23 protein-coding genes are annotated in these 19,619 nt (G+C 29.4%); all 23 read right to left on the bottom strand.

What is annotated here, in order from left to right:
- Window positions 1-41 precede the first annotated feature (41 nt).
- The gene (locus B2W91_RS19705) at window positions 42-755 is read right to left on the bottom strand and encodes an SMI1/KNR4 family protein (protein ID WP_291584041.1); all 714 of its coding nucleotides are present in this window, start codon (window positions 753-755) and stop codon (window positions 42-44) included.
- 6 nt (window positions 756-761) lie between these two features.
- Window positions 762-1,262 (bottom strand): hypothetical protein, encoded by a 501-nt coding sequence (locus B2W91_RS19700; RefSeq protein WP_291584039.1) that lies wholly within the window; start codon window positions 1,260-1,262, stop codon window positions 762-764.
- A 294-nt stretch (window positions 1,263-1,556) separates the two neighbouring features.
- Window positions 1,557-1,955, bottom strand: a complete 399-nt coding sequence (locus tag B2W91_RS19695; RefSeq protein WP_291584037.1) for a hypothetical protein — start codon at window positions 1,953-1,955, stop codon at window positions 1,557-1,559.
- Window positions 1,956-2,633: 678 nt separating this feature from the next.
- Window positions 2,634-3,074 (bottom strand): hypothetical protein, encoded by a 441-nt coding sequence (locus B2W91_RS19690; RefSeq protein WP_291584035.1) that lies wholly within the window; start codon window positions 3,072-3,074, stop codon window positions 2,634-2,636.
- Between the two features lie 18 nt (window positions 3,075-3,092).
- Window positions 3,093-3,494, bottom strand: coding sequence for a hypothetical protein (locus B2W91_RS19685; RefSeq protein WP_291584033.1), 402 nt, complete (start codon window positions 3,492-3,494; stop codon window positions 3,093-3,095).
- 29 nt (window positions 3,495-3,523) lie between these two features.
- Window positions 3,524-4,090, bottom strand: a complete 567-nt coding sequence (locus B2W91_RS19680) for a hypothetical protein (RefSeq protein ID WP_291584031.1) — start codon at window positions 4,088-4,090, stop codon at window positions 3,524-3,526.
- 35 nt (window positions 4,091-4,125) lie between these two features.
- A complete protein-coding gene (locus tag B2W91_RS19675; RefSeq protein ID WP_291584029.1) occupies window positions 4,126-4,269 on the bottom strand; it encodes a hypothetical protein in 144 nt (47 codons plus the stop codon).
- A gap of 243 nt (window positions 4,270-4,512) precedes the next feature.
- Window positions 4,513-4,926, bottom strand: coding sequence for an Imm48 family immunity protein (gene imm48, locus B2W91_RS19670; RefSeq protein ID WP_291584027.1), 414 nt, complete (start codon window positions 4,924-4,926; stop codon window positions 4,513-4,515).
- A 32-nt stretch (window positions 4,927-4,958) separates the two neighbouring features.
- A complete protein-coding gene (gene imm48 / locus B2W91_RS19665; protein WP_291584025.1) occupies window positions 4,959-5,357 on the bottom strand; it encodes an Imm48 family immunity protein in 399 nt (132 codons plus the stop codon).
- Window positions 5,358-5,374: 17 nt separating this feature from the next.
- Window positions 5,375-5,839 carry a hypothetical protein gene (locus tag B2W91_RS19660; RefSeq protein WP_291584023.1) on the bottom strand — a complete coding sequence of 155 codons (465 nt, stop codon included), beginning with the start codon at window positions 5,837-5,839 and terminating at the stop codon, window positions 5,375-5,377.
- A gap of 137 nt (window positions 5,840-5,976) precedes the next feature.
- Window positions 5,977-6,438 carry a hypothetical protein gene (locus B2W91_RS19655; RefSeq protein ID WP_291584021.1) on the bottom strand — a complete coding sequence of 154 codons (462 nt, stop codon included), beginning with the start codon at window positions 6,436-6,438 and terminating at the stop codon, window positions 5,977-5,979.
- Between the two features lie 323 nt (window positions 6,439-6,761).
- Window positions 6,762-7,997, bottom strand: a complete 1,236-nt coding sequence (locus tag B2W91_RS19650; protein ID WP_291584019.1) for a PoNi-like cognate immunity protein — start codon at window positions 7,995-7,997, stop codon at window positions 6,762-6,764.
- A gap of 24 nt (window positions 7,998-8,021) precedes the next feature.
- Entirely contained in the window at window positions 8,022-10,796 is a 2,775-nt protein-coding gene (locus tag B2W91_RS20960) for a contractile injection system protein, VgrG/Pvc8 family (protein ID WP_349680823.1), read from the bottom strand.
- A gap of 26 nt (window positions 10,797-10,822) precedes the next feature.
- The gene (locus tag B2W91_RS19640) at window positions 10,823-11,218 is read right to left on the bottom strand and encodes a DUF4280 domain-containing protein (protein WP_291584017.1); all 396 of its coding nucleotides are present in this window, start codon (window positions 11,216-11,218) and stop codon (window positions 10,823-10,825) included.
- Between the two features lie 30 nt (window positions 11,219-11,248).
- Window positions 11,249-11,773, bottom strand: a complete 525-nt coding sequence (locus tag B2W91_RS19635; RefSeq protein WP_291584015.1) for a hypothetical protein — start codon at window positions 11,771-11,773, stop codon at window positions 11,249-11,251.
- A gap of 17 nt (window positions 11,774-11,790) precedes the next feature.
- Entirely contained in the window at window positions 11,791-12,387 is a 597-nt protein-coding gene (locus B2W91_RS19630) for a hypothetical protein (RefSeq protein ID WP_291584012.1), read from the bottom strand.
- Window positions 12,388-12,683: 296 nt separating this feature from the next.
- Window positions 12,684-14,102: a contractile injection system protein, VgrG/Pvc8 family gene (locus B2W91_RS19625; RefSeq protein ID WP_291584010.1), complete on the bottom strand. Its 1,419-nt coding sequence runs from the start codon at window positions 14,100-14,102 to the stop codon at window positions 12,684-12,686.
- Window positions 14,102-14,701 (bottom strand): hypothetical protein, encoded by a 600-nt coding sequence (locus B2W91_RS19620; protein ID WP_291584009.1) that lies wholly within the window; start codon window positions 14,699-14,701, stop codon window positions 14,102-14,104. The genes B2W91_RS19625 and B2W91_RS19620 overlap by 1 nt, the downstream gene beginning before the upstream one ends.
- Before the next feature lie 89 nt (window positions 14,702-14,790).
- Window positions 14,791-15,570, bottom strand: coding sequence for a hypothetical protein (locus tag B2W91_RS19615; protein ID WP_291584008.1), 780 nt, complete (start codon window positions 15,568-15,570; stop codon window positions 14,791-14,793).
- Window positions 15,571-15,618: 48 nt separating this feature from the next.
- Window positions 15,619-16,002 carry a hypothetical protein gene (locus B2W91_RS19610; RefSeq protein ID WP_291584007.1) on the bottom strand — a complete coding sequence of 128 codons (384 nt, stop codon included), beginning with the start codon at window positions 16,000-16,002 and terminating at the stop codon, window positions 15,619-15,621.
- Window positions 16,003-16,035: 33 nt separating this feature from the next.
- Window positions 16,036-16,416, bottom strand: coding sequence for a hypothetical protein (locus B2W91_RS19605; protein WP_291584006.1), 381 nt, complete (start codon window positions 16,414-16,416; stop codon window positions 16,036-16,038).
- A gap of 113 nt (window positions 16,417-16,529) precedes the next feature.
- Window positions 16,530-16,919 carry a hypothetical protein gene (locus tag B2W91_RS19600; protein ID WP_291584004.1) on the bottom strand — a complete coding sequence of 130 codons (390 nt, stop codon included), beginning with the start codon at window positions 16,917-16,919 and terminating at the stop codon, window positions 16,530-16,532.
- A gap of 44 nt (window positions 16,920-16,963) precedes the next feature.
- The gene (locus B2W91_RS19595; RefSeq protein WP_291584002.1) at window positions 16,964-19,603 is read right to left on the bottom strand and encodes a molecular chaperone; all 2,640 of its coding nucleotides are present in this window, start codon (window positions 19,601-19,603) and stop codon (window positions 16,964-16,966) included.
- Window positions 19,604-19,619 lie beyond the last annotated feature (16 nt).

The raw sequence follows: 19,619 nt of genomic DNA, 5'->3' as shown, positions 1-19,619 counted from the left end.
TATCAATAAATTTTCAACTAATTTTTGCAGTCTTTTAAAATTTAATTAAATCCTATTACCATCCACTCGTCTACAATATCCCAAAAATCCAAATTATACTTTGGTAGGGATTTAGATGACCACAATGTAGCTCCATTTTCGGTAAAGTTATTAATATCTATTACTACATATTTACCTACTCCATTACTAAAAAAACCATAAGATGATTTTATATCAATTTTTATTGGTTCTTCTAATTCATCAACAATACTCCATTCGTATTCATCTAAATAAGTAATATTCTCAATAGCATCTAACCCCATACTTCTACTTGGAAAGTAGTAGAAGCCATCATGTATTTCCTCATAAAATTGTTTTACTTTCTCTGGCACTTTACCCCAATCCTTTTTTAATTCTTTTTGCTCGTCAAAGCTTTTCTCTAATGGATTTCCTCCACAATAAAATAAAACTTTTTCAGTTGTTAAGCTTCTTATTGAATATAGTATATAATGTTTACTCCCTAATCTCATAAGTTCGACGTTTTGAAGATGCTCTTTAAAATAAGATATCGTATTTCTCATTTCATAACTTAGTATACTTTCCCAGTACTGAATTAAACATATAACTCTATGTTCTACATCCTTCTGTTCAAATATTTCTACCCAAATATTTGGTATAATGTTTTTATCTATGTCTTTTATACCTACCAATTCAACCTTTATCTCTTTATTTAATGTATATCGATTTAAAAAATCTAGCTTATTTGTATTTTCCAATTCCTATTACCTACCTTTCAAAATATCATCTACAGCTCCACTCTCCCATTTAATATCATTCTTAATTGCATTTAAACTCTTATTGTTTAATAAATTATTATCTGCTGCTTCCTTCATAGCTTTATTATAAGCTATTTGTGTACTTGTAGGTTTAGGCTTAACATTATTAATTGGAGAGCTTCCATTAAAATCTCCTATACCTTCAATAGCAAGTTTATTTCCAAATCTACTGCTGAAGTTATCAGCCATGTTCTTAAATTTATTAATTGCATTTTCTATGCTTTCAAATCCATTGGTTATTCCGCCAAGCACCATCTTTCCACGTAGAGCTTTTACTGCATTAAAAGGTCCAAATATTGCCGTTGAAAGTGCGCCTATAAAGGATTCTCTACCTCCAGCCCACATATAGGCAGATGCACCGCTAACTTCTTTATTTAGTCCATCTGATACTGCCTGGCTTAAAACTGCTGCTGTTCCTGCTATTGCTATCACTCCTACTGTTACCACTGCAACTACTGCAAGTCCTGTAAGAACACCTATTGCTAGTTTTCCAAAACTAAACTTTTTCTTTTTTTCTTTCTTTTCTTCCTGCTTATTTTCCTCTTTCTTCTCTTGTTTTTCTTCTGACTTTTGAGCTGCCTTTGGTTCATCTTTAAATGGAGGATATGTTTCCCTATGTAATATTTAAATACCATATCAATTCTATTAAAGCAGAAATATCGATACTACAGTAGTATCGATATTTCAGTTACAATGATATTTTCTTTTACTCTAGATAAAGGTGAACTAATGCTTCATATCCTATTTTTTTGATATTTCGATACTTGGTTCCCATTCAGATATTACTTCTATTATATAATTCATTGTAATTATAACATAATGTTCTAAATCTAAATAATCATATAATTCATTACTACTCCTTTTTATAAATTTGCCAAATTCACCATCTTGAATTTTATAAATGGTATTAGAAAAATTATTCTTCTTATATTTTAAAATTTCATTTTCATCAAATATTCCTTTTAATGCTATTCCTTCATCCAGCATTCTAAATGCTGATACTATTCCAAAATCAATATTTACAATGTATTCATTGTCTTCAAGTTTGATAATTAAGCCTACTTCCTCACCGTTTTTAACTAATGTTTTATATTTTCCAACTGGTATAGTATTTTTATAAATTTCTTCCCATCGTTCCATTTTTACCCCCAATTTATTACCAATATATTACTTTAAATATTTTTTCTTAGACACTGTTATTTCTAGAGCTGGACTACCTGTTGTACTTCCTTGTCTAGCAATAACTTTTGTCCCATCACTTAATGTACCAACTTTGCCACGTTCATATTGTGTTTGTATACCTTTTATATTTGTAGGATTGAGGCTTTCAAAATCCTTTAAAGTCTTTCTATATCCACCTGCCCTTTCAAAATTTCTTGCAATACCTTTTCCATTTGTCGTTTCAACAGTATCATTAATTGTATCCTCAACAGTTTTACCTGACCTATTAGTCTCAGGACTTCCACTAGAAGAACTATTACTATCTCCACCACTTCCACTATTAAAGCCGTCTTATAAAACATAAGACCAGATGCTGCTATAGAGATTACTCCACCTAAGCATAATACAGGTACCTTAATTCCAGCTTCACTAATAGATACTGATCTGTTAAAATGATATTTTCAAAATCTACCACTATTTTATCACTAAAAAAATAATGAACTAGCTTGCTTATTTTTCAGCTAGTTCATTTTGTCTTTTCAATGCATTATTTAGATTATGCATTCTATACTTATATAGAATTTTATTATTTATATCAATCCCATATCCACCCATTATTATGAAGTTATTTACTTCCTAATTTTGTAGTTAGATATATTATCTTGTATAGTATTTATGAAATCTATCTTTAGACGTTACATTTTCTTGTGACTGACATATCCATTGAAAGAAATCTACATCTTTTTCTGATGACCACTGGTCGTAATCAGTATACACTGGTTTATTATACGTAATATCTTCTTCTACTGTTTCGTCTATTATCAATTTAAACTTCCCTGTCGTATCATTTAAATTAGCCTGATGACATTTATAATTACACTCTGTTAAATAATATAGACGGTTATTAAAGAAAAATATAGGTCCTCTATTAGATTCCATTACTCCGACTATATCATTAATTACTTTAATATAAAACCCTATATCTTTTTTTATTTTATAATTATCATCTACAACCTCTTTATAAGTTATATTATTAATATCATATACACATACAATACTTGTATCATCCATATTTCTAATATTCTTAATGATTTCCATTGTTTTTTATTCACCTACTTATTTATTCTTTTCTATTAGCCATTTTTTAAAGTTTTCTAATAACTTATCTACATTTCCATTTGTTCTCTTAGAACCATCTATTATTTTGCTATAGTCACCCATATATTTATTTTCGAAAAATTCGAAACTACCTCCCAATGGGTCTCCATCGTATCTTTTTATATTTACTTCATATATATATTCTTTCAATGCATCTGGAGTTAAATTCTTATATTTTACCCCTAAATCTCTTCGCGCTTGATGCATTGCTTGTGCAACTTCTTTTTCGCCTAAACCATTAGCTCTAAGTTCTACTTCATAATTACTCAAGTTTTTTACAGCATTCTCGTATTCTTGCCTCAATGGATGACTTTTTATCGACCCACCTATTTCTTCTATTAAATCATCTATTTGATTCATCGAAAGTTTTTCAGGGTTACTTACCCCCTCTAAACCAGAATTAGATGTATTTTGGGAATCACTAACAATTGCTTTTCAGGGTTACTTCCACTCTTAGTGCCACCCCCAGTACCACTCTTAACATTATTCTTATATGCACTTTTGATGTGTGGAGAAATTGATGAAATTGTTATTAGTGCAGTGTACATAAATTCTGAAAATAATGCTCCTGACTTATATTGTTCTAATCCTTGCCTTGCGCTAGGTATACGTCCATCCATAAACTCTCTTAAATTATAGTACGTATAGCTAAATGTTCCGCCTATATGCATTGTTTTAAAAAAAGCTCCCATAATCTGTGAAGATGTAGGTATTTGGCCTAAAAGTCCTGCTCCTGCAACTGGTATCATAAATGGTGAAAGCAAGGCTCCACATAAAGCACCTACAAAAGTATCTTTGAACCCCTTGCCCATATATACATCCACATCACTAACTTCTCCATTTACTCCATCTGATACTGCTTGGCCTAAAACTGCTGCTGTTCCTGCCATTGCCGCACATGTTCCAACTACTGTTGCTACTGCCCCTGCTATTGCTACTGCTGCTACTGTTACCACTGCAACTACTGCAAGCCCTGCAAGAACGCCTATTGCTAGTTTTCCCCAACTAAACTTTTTCTTTTCTTCTTTCTTTTCTTCCTGCTTCTTTTCCTCTTTTTTCTGTGGTTTTTCTTCTGGCTTTTCAGCTGCCTTTGGTTCATCATTAAATGGAGGATATATTTCTCTATCACTTCCATTTTTTATTACATTGTCTCCTACTCATTTCCTTACTAATATCACTATACCTTCTATTTTTTATTTTTTCATGAGAAGATGTCTTTATAAATTTTTCTATCATATCCTTTAAAAATTCCACTGCTAGAGTATGATACTTATCAACTTCTTTATATAAGAAAAAAAGCCCATGTTTCTTCAATTAGAAACATGGCTCTTACAGTTTTTATATTAAACTTATAGCAATTAAGATATACTATAAAAGTCTAGTAATTCTTATATTCTCCACTTACAATAACATCAATCATATTAGTAAGCCTATCGTATACCTCGTTATAATTATTCTCTTTATACTTAGGATATGCAAATTTTCCTTGATGTATCATAATCTCAAAAATTTCTTTGCCACCTTTTTGAATACTGTCTATTAATTCTTGTAACATATCCTTTGCCTGCTGCTTAGAATATTTAAAAGTTTCTATAATAACTTTCTCAATCGAATAATATTCCATTTCTTTTGAAATTTGGCTTTCTTCTGACATTATAGTTATCATCCCAAACGAATAAGCAATTAACAATTCCTTTTCTTGTTCAGTCAACTCTTCCAACTCAACCTCAAGAATCTCAAATAAATTTTCAACCAATTTTTTACAGTTTTTTAAAAATATATCTTGTTGCATTTATATTATAACTTCTCCTCTATATAATAGCTTTATGATTTTTTCAATGATAAATACATCTTCATTATTCTATCAAATATTTTATCATTTTCATCTTCAATATACTCATAGTACATTTCTATTCCTTCATGAATTATACGATAATAAACAGGATTTTTTCCTTTTTGAGTGCTATCAATTAATAATTGAAGAAAAGTTTCTGACTGTTCTTTTGAATATTTGAAAACTTTTATTAACACATATTGAGATGCTACACGTACAACTTCAACTCCAACTCTTTCTTCCATCCCATATGCGCTTATCATTCCAAAGGAAAATATTGCCAGTATATGCCTATCAAATTCCGTAGAATCCTCAAATTCTATTCCCATTACTTCAAATAGCTTAGATGTCATGACTTCACAATTTTTAATAAAAACACTATCTTGCATTTGTTTACTTCCCTTTCTTAAAAAATAATTATTTTACCATTAGGGTAAGTTCCTTTCCATCCACATGGAAAATAGCCTTGTTCATAAATATTTAGCAATTCATTATGAAATGGCTCTTCTTTATATTCACGAAATGCATATAATAATAAAAATGTAAGTAAAGTTGAATATATTTCAAGCTTTATCTCTTTTGATTCTCCATATTTAATGTTCCATTTTTCTTCTACATACTCTAAAAGTTCTGGCAATATATCCTTTTTTATTATATGAACAACCTCATTCCAACGATATTTAGTTTGTACTCTATACACAGTAATATATGAGCTTACATCTTCACTTTTATCTAACAAAAGATTTTCCCATCGAGTACTTGAACAATGCTTTATTACACTATCTATATATTTTGCATAACTGACCTCATACTTAGAGGTTGCATTCATATTTCCACAGTTTTCAAACCAAGGTACATTCTTCAATCTCACTATCATCTCTTCAACTGATTTTCTAATTAACTCCTCCGTTGCTATAACATATACTCTTTTAATATTATGAAGTTAGTAAAAAAATAATTTTGCAGTTAATCTATCAATTTAAATATATGTTAATTTAATTGCTACTACTATTTATTATTTTCTAACCTTATGGCCTCAAACCATTCCATAGCAATGTCATCAGCAGTCTTAACAGGATCATTAGAATAGACCAAATCATATTTATACTCAGCCTTTAAACTATTCTTTTCTACATCATATATTAGTTTTATTTCTGTAGGCACATCTTTTTTAAATTTATTGCATAATTTATAAATTTTCTCTATATCCTCATTGATTATATCCATCACGGCTATTTGCCTATCAATAGTAACATTGTATTTCTCTTGCCCTTCATTTACTATATCATTTAAATTATTCCTTTCCAATATAAAATTATCTACTTTATAAAAGAAATCACTAGAGATTAAGCCATCCTCAAAAGAACAGTATATGAATATTTTTTGTGCTCTATTTTCAACATATTCTAAGCAAATTGAAACCATATCAGCCTGCAACTCTGAAAAATAATCCTCAAAAACTTTACTCATTTTTCCCTCCTCTAATTTAAAATATTTTTACTAAATGGTTTATCATCTATTGTATATTTCACATTGAACTTTGATGGTCGTAAGCTATCCCCATAATATTTTCTACTGAAAAACCGCTTTATGTACCTGCTTTTGCTACAAGTATCTGACTTTGTGCTTTTATGTTTATATTTTGTGGTGTTTTTTTATGTGCAAAAATAATGAACCAGCCTACTTATTTTTCAGCTAGTTCATTTAGTATTTATCCAACTACATTATTAAGATTAAATAGTAACTTATTTTCAAGACTATTATATTTCTACATAATTTATAATACTTAAAGTCTACTTTACATCTACAACAGTGACTTCATACATCTTTTCAATATTTGTATCTATTGGTACCAATGCATAATAGTTTTGGTCGTTATTTAGTACAAATTGAATTAGCTTTACTTCTGAATTGTCCCAATAATTTTTTATACTTGAATAATATTCTTCCAAATCTTCCTTATAATCTAATTGTAAAATATAGCCTTCTTCTTCCATTGCAAAAACAATTAAGCTTCCTAAAAGATTTTTTTCCTTATTTTCTTCTTCATATTCCTGTAATAAAAACCATATTTGATCTAGCCCTATAAGCTTTTTGTATTTTTCGTAAAAGCTACTATTGTCTAGAACATTATAATCACTTATTAATTCATTTATAAATGAATGCCACTTTGCTGGAATAATTTTCTCTAACTTAGGATTGTTTTCAATTCCTTCTTTTGCCAACTCTATTTTCTCATTATCATTTTCATAACTATGCCCATTCATAGGAACTTGCTTAAAATTCATTGCAGCCTTATAATGTGCTAAATCATATGGATAATGATTACTTCCTATTAAACTGGAATCATCAAGACCCAATATTTTTGCTAATGCCGCTGTTTCAAAGCTCCAGAATCCTACATATCCAGGTTCCTTATGTGCATTTTTCCATTCATAATCATAATGACCTTGAAACCATTCTTTTTCCATGTATTGTTTCATCCTTTTAGATGCTTCATTTTTATCTTTTTGTGCAAGTTCTATAATTTCTTTTGTTTTTGAATATGGATTTTCTTTATAATAAATATTTGTAATTTTTGTCCATTCAATATCACTAGCATATAATAAATAATCAATTACTGAATCTTGAATATTTTCTTTTTCTACTAACTTAGCCAATCTTTCTATATTCTTTTTATCAGTTTCTAATAATATTCCTAAAGATATCATCCAAAGAAGATTTAAATAGCCAGCTTTTTTATTTATTACATTTTCTAAATCATATATTGCGTTATCAAACTCTTCCTCTATTGTACTTATGTCTCCCCCTAAAGAGTACTTTGCTCTAATATTCTCCATCTCATATTTAAAAGTTGTTAAATGTCTTGCTTCTATAATGCTTTTATTATCTTTAGGATATTTTTGAATACCATTTCTAATATCTTCTTCTAAACCTTTAATATCCTCTCGATTTTCTTCTATAAATTCTTTGTTATATTCAATTCCTTCTCTGCATTTTTCTTCTATGCATAAATTATCTCGCATCATATTTTACTCCTCCTTTACTTCAAGTTAAGGCCATACTCCAATTATATTACCAACTGCATCTAACTTATGTGTTGTTACATTTCCATTACTGTCGATTTTTGATAATACCCTTTCAACATTACCATCTTCCAATGCTTTTATAATCTTATTTGCCAATTTTCTATCTCCATCAACAGCACTCAATATTCTATTGTTTCCAGTGCTTGTTCCTGTTAACCAATCATCAGACATCTGTAGTCCATCTTTTGTTTTTCCTAGCTTTGATGTACCAAATTTAGCTTCATCAATAACATACTTTATATTTGAGTTTGGATTTGCATTTTCGTATAGTCCATCAATTCCTTTTACTATTTTATCATTTACACCTGATGGTGCATCCCTACCTATTGACTTTAAATTATATCCCGCATCTTTTAAGCTCTTATTGTTTAATAAATTATTATCTGCTTTTATTTCACCAAAATTTCCTTTTTGTTTCGTTGTAGCAGTTTTTGCATTAAAGTCATCTAAATCTACGCTACTTGATCCTTCAGAAACAGCTTTCTTCATCTGATTATCTGCTGCTTCCTTCATAGCTTCATTGTAAGCTATCTGTGTACTTGTAGGTTTAAGTTTAACATCATCAATTAGGGAGATTCCATTAATACTGCCCATTCCTTCAATAGCAAGTTTATTTTCAAACCTACTACCAAGGTTATAAGCCATGTTCTTAAATTTATTAATTGCATTTTCTATGGCATCGCTAACTTTTGCTACTCCTCTTTTTACCCAAGGACTTGCTTTATTAAATAATTTCCCTACATTATGGAGGCCCCATGCTGTTAACATCCCAATTCCAACGTCAAACATTGTATTTCCAAAGGTTATTTCTTCATTTTCTAATCTTCTTCTTACCATGCCTTCAAATCCATTGGTTATTCCTCCAAGCAGCATTTTTCCACTTAGATTTTTTCCTGTGCCAAAAGGTCCAAATACTGCTGATGAAAGTGCACCTATAAATGATTCTCTGCCTCCAGCCCACATATAGGCAGATGCATCACTAACTTCTCCACTCATTCTATCCGATATTGCCTGACTTGCAACTGCTGCTGTTCCTGCTATTGCCGCACCTATTCCAACTGTAGTTGCTATTGCTGCTGTTGCTACTGCCGCTGTTATTGCTATCGCTGCTACTGTTACCACTGCAACTACTGCAAGCCCTGCAAGAACGCCTATTGCTAGTTTTCCCCAACTAAACTTTTTCTTTTCTTCTTTCTTTTCTTCCTGCTTCTTTTCCTCTTTTTTCTGCGGTTTTTCTTCTGGCTTTTGAGCTGTCTTTGGTTCATCATCAAATGGAGGATATGTTTCTCTATCTCTTGCATCTTCTATTACGGTATCTCCTAAAAAATGAAACTCGTTTTCTACTGAAAAACCACTTTGAGTACCTGCTTTTGCTACGAATATCTGGCTTTCTGCTTTTATGTTTATATTTTGTGGTGTTTTTATTATTATTTCACTATCTGCATTTAAACTTAGTTTTTTAGGGCTTTTAAGTGTTACTCCAGTATTGTCATCAAAGCTTATATTAAGGGGCTCTTTTGATCCACCGTTTATATTTAATGCACCTGGAGTCATTTCTATTTCGCTGCCATGTTCTGTTCCAAAATATCTTTTAGTTGTATCTGATGTTTTAGCACAGCTGCCTCCATTTTTTCTTACGCAACCTGTTACAATTGGAGCTTCACTACTTTCATTTGGAAAATAAAGTGTTGCACTTGTTCCAGCTACAGGCATTGAATACATTGTATTACCTGTAGGCGGTGCATATGAAAACCAGGCGGCTTCTTTACTTTGACCTTTGTCTATATCAAGATTGAGTTTTACTTTTTCACCTTCTACAGCAAGAACTTTTCCTTCAAGAGACCCACCGCTTAAAAGTGAATTGTACATTTTTGTCTGCCATATACCATTTTTTCTACATAAACGATATTTATAAATTACTTCATCTTTTAAAGCATAAGCTGAATATTGATTTACATAAAAGTCTTTATTTTTAAACCTTATTTTATCTCCAATATCATACTTTTCTCTTCTTTTTATTTCATAATAAAAGTAATCTGTATCATGTCCTGCCTCAAGTCCACCTGTTTCATGAAATCTCTTTAAATCCTTACAAGCTTTATAAAAACCCTTATCTTCTATTTCATAACTTGCTTTAATTGGTCTTCCAAAATAAAACATATTACGCGTTTCAATTATATCACAAAATAATTCTGAATTTAATTCACTAGCTATTCTCTTTAAAAAGCTCCAATCGGTTTCTTTGTATTGAAATAAGGGCTTGCCTGTTTTTTTCCCCTTTGATATACATTGTGTATAACTGTAGCCTGAATAGTCCTTTAGGATTGTTCCTATAAGCTCCTCATATGTCATATTAGCATTTTGGAAGGATCTACTCTTTTCTTGTATATCCAGTTCAAAACTAGATGTTATTCCTTCTATTTCTAAATAATATACTCCATTATTATTTGTTGTCTTTATACTACTTATCATTCCGTTAAATAGTATGTTACTTTTATTTTCGTTAACTACATTAATATTTATAGAGCTCTCTCTTAAATTCTCATCTTCTAATTCTTCATAAACACATATTTTATCACTAGCGGACGCATTTATAGCAGACTGAAATTTAATTGAATCATCTATTAGACATTTTAAGTATAAATATCCATGTTCATTAGGTTTATTATCAATTTTTATGTCTTCTATACGCAGTAATTTATAAGGAGATTTAACCCTTAGTGCATGAAGTACCCCCATTTAACTTCTCCCCTCTTTTCTCTCATTTACTCCTGTTCTTGACCATTTGCTTCAAATTTTATCTTTCCTCCATATTTACATATAAGGACTGAATCCGTTGTAAGTGCTGGTTCCCCTTCAACTAATGCATCTTCTTTTACATTCATCCAGTCTTTTAATATTTTTACACAGCATTTTTTTCCGGTAATTGTTCCTCCCTTTTCTGCTACTAAATAAATATTTTCTCCACTAGATGGACAGTCTCCATGACATATGCCAAAATAGCTTATGTTATCTTCCTTTCTGTCAGTTTTATTCATCTTAGGATTTTTACCTACATATGATCCATGGCTTACTGGAAGATTTATTTTTCTTGCATGAGTGCCTTTATCGCATCTCATTTTTGCTCCTCTAACTATATAATAATTGTCTCCACCACTCATATTTTTCACTTCCTCTTTTAAGTTTTAAGCTTATTCAACTTGCAGCCTCTCAAGCTTTATTCCTCTAAAATCACGTCTTAATAAACTTTCAGCAACATCAAGTCTTATTACTATTAATGGTTTTGAACTCTCTTTTATTTTAAAAATTTTCTTACCTTGAATCTTTTCTTTATCTAGTACTATTTTTTTAACTACTGTTTTATTTAAATTAAGTTCTGCTTTATCACTTAAACATTCAATTTCTTCAAATATAGGCAAGGAATAGTTTTCTTGCCTATCACGAAGTGAATCAATAATCACTAAGGTCTTAAATAAAATATTTCTATCATATTTTTCAATTATTTTCTTCATGTCCTCAGATATTAAGAATAATTGACTATCTAAAATATCTAGGAATTCACACCCCTCATCAGCACTAACTTGAAATATTGTAATGTCCTCAATTTTATGAGCATTTGGAAGATTAAGATTTTTTATATTAACCTTTTTAAACACATCAATAAGTCTTGGAGTATTTGTATATCTTTCATCTTGATTTAATAAAAAATAGTCCATAAATTCTCCTTTTCTATCTAACTTTCAGGATATATTATCTGAGTTACATCCATATACTCTCCTGCTAATATGGCTATATCTTCTGCTTTTTTCATTTCCTTATAAGATGATGTTTCTATAAATTTTCCTACCATAGTTTTTAGGAATTCTACTGCTAAAATATGATACTTATCAATTTCTTTAAGGATTATATTTTCTATATCCATATCAGTTATATTTTTTCCGTACTCTTTTTTCTTTTCTTTAAGTTCTTCTTTATAATTAAAAATTGAATTAAAGATAAAGCTTAAATCTATATTCATAGAGCATTCTTCCTTATCCAAAAACCAATTTTCATCATAGAAATCAATTCTATATTCACCCTTATTTTCAAGAATGCTGGTTCTAAGTAAAGAGAAATAAATATATTTAATTTCTCCTTTTAATTGTTTTTCTTGAAGACATATAGCTTGTCCACATATTTCATTAAATGTTGAAACCAAATTTTCCTCTATATCACATTTATTGCCCTTATAGACCTCATCAATTTCAAGAAACTTATTAATCCATTCATTAATTACATATTTATGTTGAAACTCCGTTAAAATCTCTCTTTTATTGCTTTCGATTATCATAGTATATTGCGACCTCCTATTTTAGTCACACTTATTGATAGATATATTGGCTTTAAAATTAATATATATCTTTATGGCATTTTAATTCACAATGTACAATTCACAATATCTACATTATTAAATGATATTTCAATAACATTACATATCTCTGCAGTATTGGTGTAATTCACTGGTTTAGTTCCAAACTATACTGCACCTCAGGGGAACCCTAAAGGGCTTCACTACTGTTCCCCAGAGGTGGGGGAGTGGCGAACACTGTTCGCCGCTACAAAGTTTATTAAAGAAATTAATTGGATTTACTCAATTTTCACTTTTCCGCCGCTCATTATTACATCGTCTTGTATCTTTACATTAGCTCCTGCTTGAGTTAAATCAACTCCACTGCTTCCTTGAATAGATACTTTTCCACCTCCAGTTATCTCAATATCCTCTTTGGCATCCAGTATTATTTTTTTATCACTCTTAACTTCTATTCCGCCATCATCTGTTAATCTCATAAGCAAATTGCCATTTCCTATTATTTCAACTGCTCCTGGCTTCATTACTACTTCTTTACCATACTTAGTACCAAGACTTTTTACAGAAGGATCGCTTCGTTTTTTAGAATCACTTGATTGAAGATTTACTGAGCTTATTGCATATGCATTTTTTTCTTCATTATCCGGGAAATATAGTCTTATAGCATCTCCAACCTCAGGCATACAGTACCAGCCTGTACCATCTGGTGATGAATAAACTGTGGAGTAAGGGAACCATCTTGATTCACCTTTATTTTTGCCTCCATCTATTTTTAAATTAATTTTAACTACATCATTTTTTGTATCTAAAATACTTCCTTCTAAAGATACACCTACTATCTTGTTATTATAAATTTTTCTTACTTTTATCCCTTTTGCGTCTCTCAAAACATATTTGTTTGAAATTACACCATTTACAAGTTCCATTTCTGATTTATATATATAAAGACTTCTGCCTTTAAAATTAACTAAGTTGTGTAAATACATTATTTGGTTTGTTATCACTTCATAGCTTATTAAATTTACATCATTTAACCCATTAACACCATTTCCTGATTTAAGCTTATATTCTTGTAACTCCTTCTTTACTGAGTAGTTAAATTCATCAAGCTTATATGTTTTACAACATCCTGAATTTCCCATTGAATATCTTATATTTTCTAATTGGCATTCTGGCACTACTGGTACATTAAAATGTGAAGCTAATCTTTTTATAAATTCCCAATCTGTTTCTTTATACTGAACTATGAATTTATCTATTTTAGTTCCATTTGTAATCTTATCTAGCATTTGAATATTTTTATATCCAGTGTTTACAATATTCAATACATCCTTATAGCTTGAACTTTCATTTTGAAATGTTCTGCTTTTTTTACTTATATCCATAAGAAAAGTTCTACTTAAGGCTTCTATCTCCAAAGTTCTAACATCTCTATTTGCATTAACTTGAATATTAGTAACTACTCCTTGAAAAACATGAGTTACAGAATTTTTGTCGTCTTTTACTGATAATGCAATGTTCGTATCAGCATCTGCTGTTTCAACATATTTGTCTGCATTTTCTTCATCAATGATTCCACTTATATAAAGCTTTGCATGCTCATTCACTTCTCTAGTTATCTTTAGTTTTGTTATTTTTTGAAACTTATAAGGCGCTACTAAAATGTCCCCCTGAGTATACATGTATTCCCCACTCATTAAACCTCATCTCCATTCTCTTCCTTTACCACTCTTATAGTGCTAACAATTTGAAATGCAACATCTCTCCAGTCCTCATAGCTTTTATACAAGCAGCTAAAAGTTCCCATTAAAGTCTTTTCTTCAAATTCAAAAAAGAACATTAAATTATATAAAAAATCATCTATTGCTGAGCTCTTAAACTCAAAATATCCTATATTTTTAGAATTAATATTTACAACATCATCTTCATAAAATACATTAGACGGGTTAGTTTTTCTTATAATAGTCTTCATTCCATCTTTTAATTCTTCTACACTTTCCTCATCTAGTGGACTATCAATAATATTTAAGGTTACTGCTATACTTCCATCTTCATTGCTCTTTATTATTTCTGGACGACTTTCTGATGGATATTTAAATTTTCTTACTTCTAATGGCATATCCTCAAAATCTTTTGGAATATATATTTTTAACTTTTCGTCAAAGAATTCTTTCTCTTCAAATTCATAATATCTATCCCCAATTTTTACTGTGCCATTACATATGTCTCTTTTTTCTTCTCTCTTTTCCGCTTCATTTATAAAATCTAAGATTTTCTCATCAACTCTCTTATCCACTTTTCCCATCCTCCTATATTTTCACAATTAAAGATTAAATTCTTGAAAAATTTATAATGATACTTGGAATTTTTAAACATTATTATCTACTAATCTATAAGTATAGTCTTAAATCTTCCGCTTTTTCTACGTTCACTAGCGGCTTGTCCATTATTTTCCCTATTTAATACATCTAAAAGATAAAGATATAATTCTTCATTGGAGTAATCCTTTTTCTCAATACCTAATTTGTATAATAAATAGCTCACAATTATTTCTTTTTGGACAGTATCCCTACTTTGAATACAAGTCATTCCAAAAGATATATCCCATGCTTCACTAACATTGGAACTTAATAATTGCCTTCCAAATTGTCTTAAAATATCAGGATTTAAACTGCTTTCACTATAAGCTGAATAAGGTGCATTTATTGTATTCACTGTGTCATACTCCGTTGACATATCCCTAAAATCTACATAATTATTTCTAAGCCTAGCTCCCCTTTTTAGCTTAAATCTGCAAAGCTCCATTTCATCTATATTTATTTGTAAATTGTCATCTAAAAATATTTCAGACTCTAATTTAATGAAATCCTTATTTATGGTTTCTCCTAAGAATCTTATTTTTAATACTTGAACTTGGTTAGTTGATTCATATGGAATAGTATAGTTTTCCTTTAGTATATAAATCATATCTTGATGCTTTATTATGCCTTTAGTTACAATTATGTAATCATTATTTACCTCTATATTGCATCCTGAAATTATTCCATTAGAATATTCCTTAAAGCTTATATCTAAAATCTCTCTTGGGAAATCCCTAAGTTCTTCTAGCATTTCAATTTTTAAAATTCTTCCCGGTTTAAATAGTGGATATGTATTTGAAAACACAGCTTCTCACCTCCTAAATTAACATGACTCAGAATATATTTAATTCATTTAAAATTTCTGGGAGTCTCCATTGATTTCCATCTTTTTATTTTTGTGATAATGTATGGTTCCTATTATTCCTTGGAAAAACCATGTCCCAAAAGCAATACTCATCATAATGGCTCCTCTATTAACCACACCGCTACTCAACATATATAGCTTATCTAATATAAAATAAATGAATAGTATTACTGCACATACTCTACTTTTTTTATATACTCCAAAGGCTAATCCTAATAAAAGAGCTACATCTACTAAACTGTATAAATCTAATCCTAAAAAGTCACTATTTGCTAAAATTGATAATAACATTCCTAATAATGTTATTACGCTACATGCTATTGCTGTCATCCATGCACTCTTTATATATTTTAATGCTTTTTCGTTATTCATAACTTTCCTCCATTTTTCTTTTATTTAATTTATTTAAAATTTATCGAAGTTTTTATAAATTTCTATCTTTTTAATTTTGTGATAATCTATAGTTCCTACTATTCCTTGAAAAAACCATCTCCCCAAAGCAAGACTTAATATAATGCCTCCACCATTACTCATACCGCTACTCAACGTATATAGCTGATTTAATGTAAAACAAACGAATAGTATTACTGCACATACTCTACTTTTTTTATATACTCCAAAGCCTAATCCTAATAAAAGAACTACATCTACTAAACTGTATAAACTTAATCCTAAATCACTATTTCCCAGAACTGATATTATTATTCCGCCTAATGTTATTAAGCTGCATGCTATTGCTGCCGTCCATGCATTGTATATATATTTTAATATTTTGTGGATATCCATAATTTTCCCCCATTTTTGTTTTATTTAACTTTATACATATCTCTTAACTGCCTTTTGCAAAAATAAAAGGTATATATTCTAAATTAACATGACTCAGAATATATTTAACTTATTTAAAATTTATGGGAGTCTTCATTGATTTCTATCTTTTTATTTTTGTGATAATGTATTGTTCCTCTTATTCCTTGAAAAAAACATGTAGCAAAAGCAACACTTATTATGAAACTTCCAATACTACCCATACCGCTAATAATTAAAGTATTTAGCTGGCATACTAGGAAAAAAATAAATAGCATCACTGCACAAACTCTACTTTTTTTATATACTCCAAAAGCTAATCCGAGATCCAAAATTATAAGTATTAGAGCATATAAAATTAATTCTGAAGATCCAAAATTACTTATTTTTGTTAATACTATTACTGATATTAATTTTATTAGACTAAGTGCTATTGCTGACCTCCATGCACTTTTTATGCACTTCAATGCTTTTTCATTATCCATAGTTATCCTCCATATTTGTTTTAGTTTCAATACTTAACTTAAGGCTACTTAAGTCCATCAAAGAAATTTTTCTCCCACTGATCATTTTCAAAAGGATAAAATTTATCTTCACCTATATATAGTTTCTCATTATGTCTTAAAACTGAAGTGACATAAAATCCCCATAGTTCTTCCTTTGCCCAAACAAAGAATTTTACTTCGTTGTTTACAATGCTATCTGTATCCTGTTGAGCAATAATGCCCTCATACATTTTCTCTATTTCCTCTGATAATATGGGTTTTAAAACTTCTTCTTCTGTTTCATAGGTATATTCATATCTTATTTGTCCATGTATATCCTTTAGATATATCTTTAAAGTCACTTTTTCCATGACATTTTCCATAAATCTAGATATATGTCCCTTAGTTTTATCTCTGCCTTTAATTAAGCTTTTTTCTTCTCCCTCATGAGTATAACCACTTATAACATAAGGAAGTGCTGGAGTTTTTATATCTATTTTTATGTCAGCATATCCAAAATTCTTAGCATGTAGATACTTAAGTGCTCCATTAATACAAGCAAGTTTTAGGTCATAGTTCTCCTTAGTGTCCTTTTTATTTCTCTTAACTTGAATAACTTTACCAGGGATAAATTCCTTTAAGGCATCCTTAAATATTTCAACCCTACAAGATTGTCCAGTTAATTTTATTATTGAGTAATCAAAAAGCTCATGGTCTTCATAAAGATTTTCTAAAAAACTCTTTATTATGTTATATATATCTCCTTTAAGTAGAGTATTTATTTCATATACACTTATATCTATATTGGGAGCATCTTTCACTATTTGTAGTTTGTCGTTATATATATAAGAAAGCTTCCACTTATCAAACCTTATAGTATCTTCATTTACACCTTCACTATCTTTTGATGTTAAATTCAACTTTAAAAGACTAGGATCACTAAAGAATTTCTTTTTTACCTGCTCTGCTAGTTCAAATAAGAAATAATAATTGCTTTTCACCTTGTAATATTCTTCTTTTCTTTTGCATTCATAAAGTTTAAATTTAGTAGGAATTATCTCTTCTGCTTTTTCATACTCTTCATTTAATAATTCATATACTTTTTCTATTCCGTATTTATCTATAGACCTAAATATATCTATATCAAATTCATCCATTATGGTCTTATTTATCATGGCATTATTTTTAGATAACTCTTTAGCCATTAAAATCTTTATAAATTGCATTATTCTAAAGGTAAGATTATTACCTCCAAAATCCGTATCTCCATTTTCATAGGAGGTTTCTATATTTAGTTCATAAGAAACCCTATTATTGTATATGGTGAAATTACAAGCTGAAAGGTCAGTGGTTCCCCCTCCGCAATCTATTATTAGAGCTTTATATTCTTCTCCCTGAACATAGTTCTTTTTTTCTATTAATTCAGATATAGTATTATAAAGAACTGCTGCACTTTCATCTAAAATATTTTCTTCTTCAACTACATAATCATTTAGTATTTCTTTAAATAAGCTATGGAATTTATATTTCTGTTTTGATGGACAAGATATATATATATGCTTAAATTTACATTTAAATCTTTGGTTTGCCTGGGATATTATATAAGTTAAATATGCTTTTACAATGTATTTTCTTGCTATAAATGTTGCTTTACCACTTTTATCTATTACTTTTTCAACTTTTTCAAAATCACTTACCCATCTCTTAATATCGTAAAATATAGTTAATCCATCATCTATATAGCTTCTTTTGGATTCTTTAATTGCATCATAAGCAAATATGTATTCTATATTTTCTTCTCCTATACTTCTTATAGCTACTACACTTGGGATAAGTGGTGTTACTTTTCCATAGTCCTTAGTTGTATCCAAAATTTCCACAAGTCTTACTTGACTTTTATTTGCATCCTCATTAGACTCATCTCTATTATTCAGTGATAAAAATTTTTCTTTATTTATATAGATACCTGCTGTAGTATTAGATGTTCCAAAATCTATAGCAAGTGGCATTGAGGTTTCTTCTACTTCTTTTATTTCAAATTGCAGAATAGGTAATGAGTGAAACTTTATAAATCCCTTTGTTATGTCTTTGTTTCCTTCATAAATGTTATAAAGAAGTTCTGATTCTTCTTTTTCAAAATAAAGTAAGCTATAATTTTTAACTATTGATTCTTCTGATGGAATATCTCCATTATTTATTAAAAAATATTTATTTTCTCCATATTCATTTATTTTTTTAACATTAAATATACTGCAAATTTTAAAATCGCCATCTACTAAAAGCATATTTACTTCTTCTAATTTATCTTTGCTCTCTATTCTATATCCATCATATATCTCAGTATTAAGCCCCTTATATATTGTTAGCTTCCCTGGATACTCTATTTTTTTATCTTCTAATACAAGCTTTTCTGATTTTTTTAAAAATCTTTCTATTCTCTCTAGCCCACCTTCTCTAAGTCCATTTATAAGAAGGCTGTCTTCTTCTCCACGGTATTTCATTATAAGCTTTATTAATTCTTCTTTATCTAAGGGATTAACTAAGCTCTTTACTATTTTCTCTTTAATACATATTTCTCTTAGCTGGAAGGTAGTCATAAGCTTTAAATCTTTTTCTTTATATGTATTTTTATTCTCTTTTTCTTTTCTATTATCTTTATATAATCTATATGAATACGAAGTCATTGTGCCTCCTTAAGTT

This window comes from Clostridium sp. UBA6640, assembly GCF_002455975.1.
Classification (GTDB): Bacteria; Bacillota; Clostridia; order Clostridiales; family Clostridiaceae; genus Clostridium_J.
This window is presented reverse-complemented; position numbering and strand designations above follow the sequence as displayed.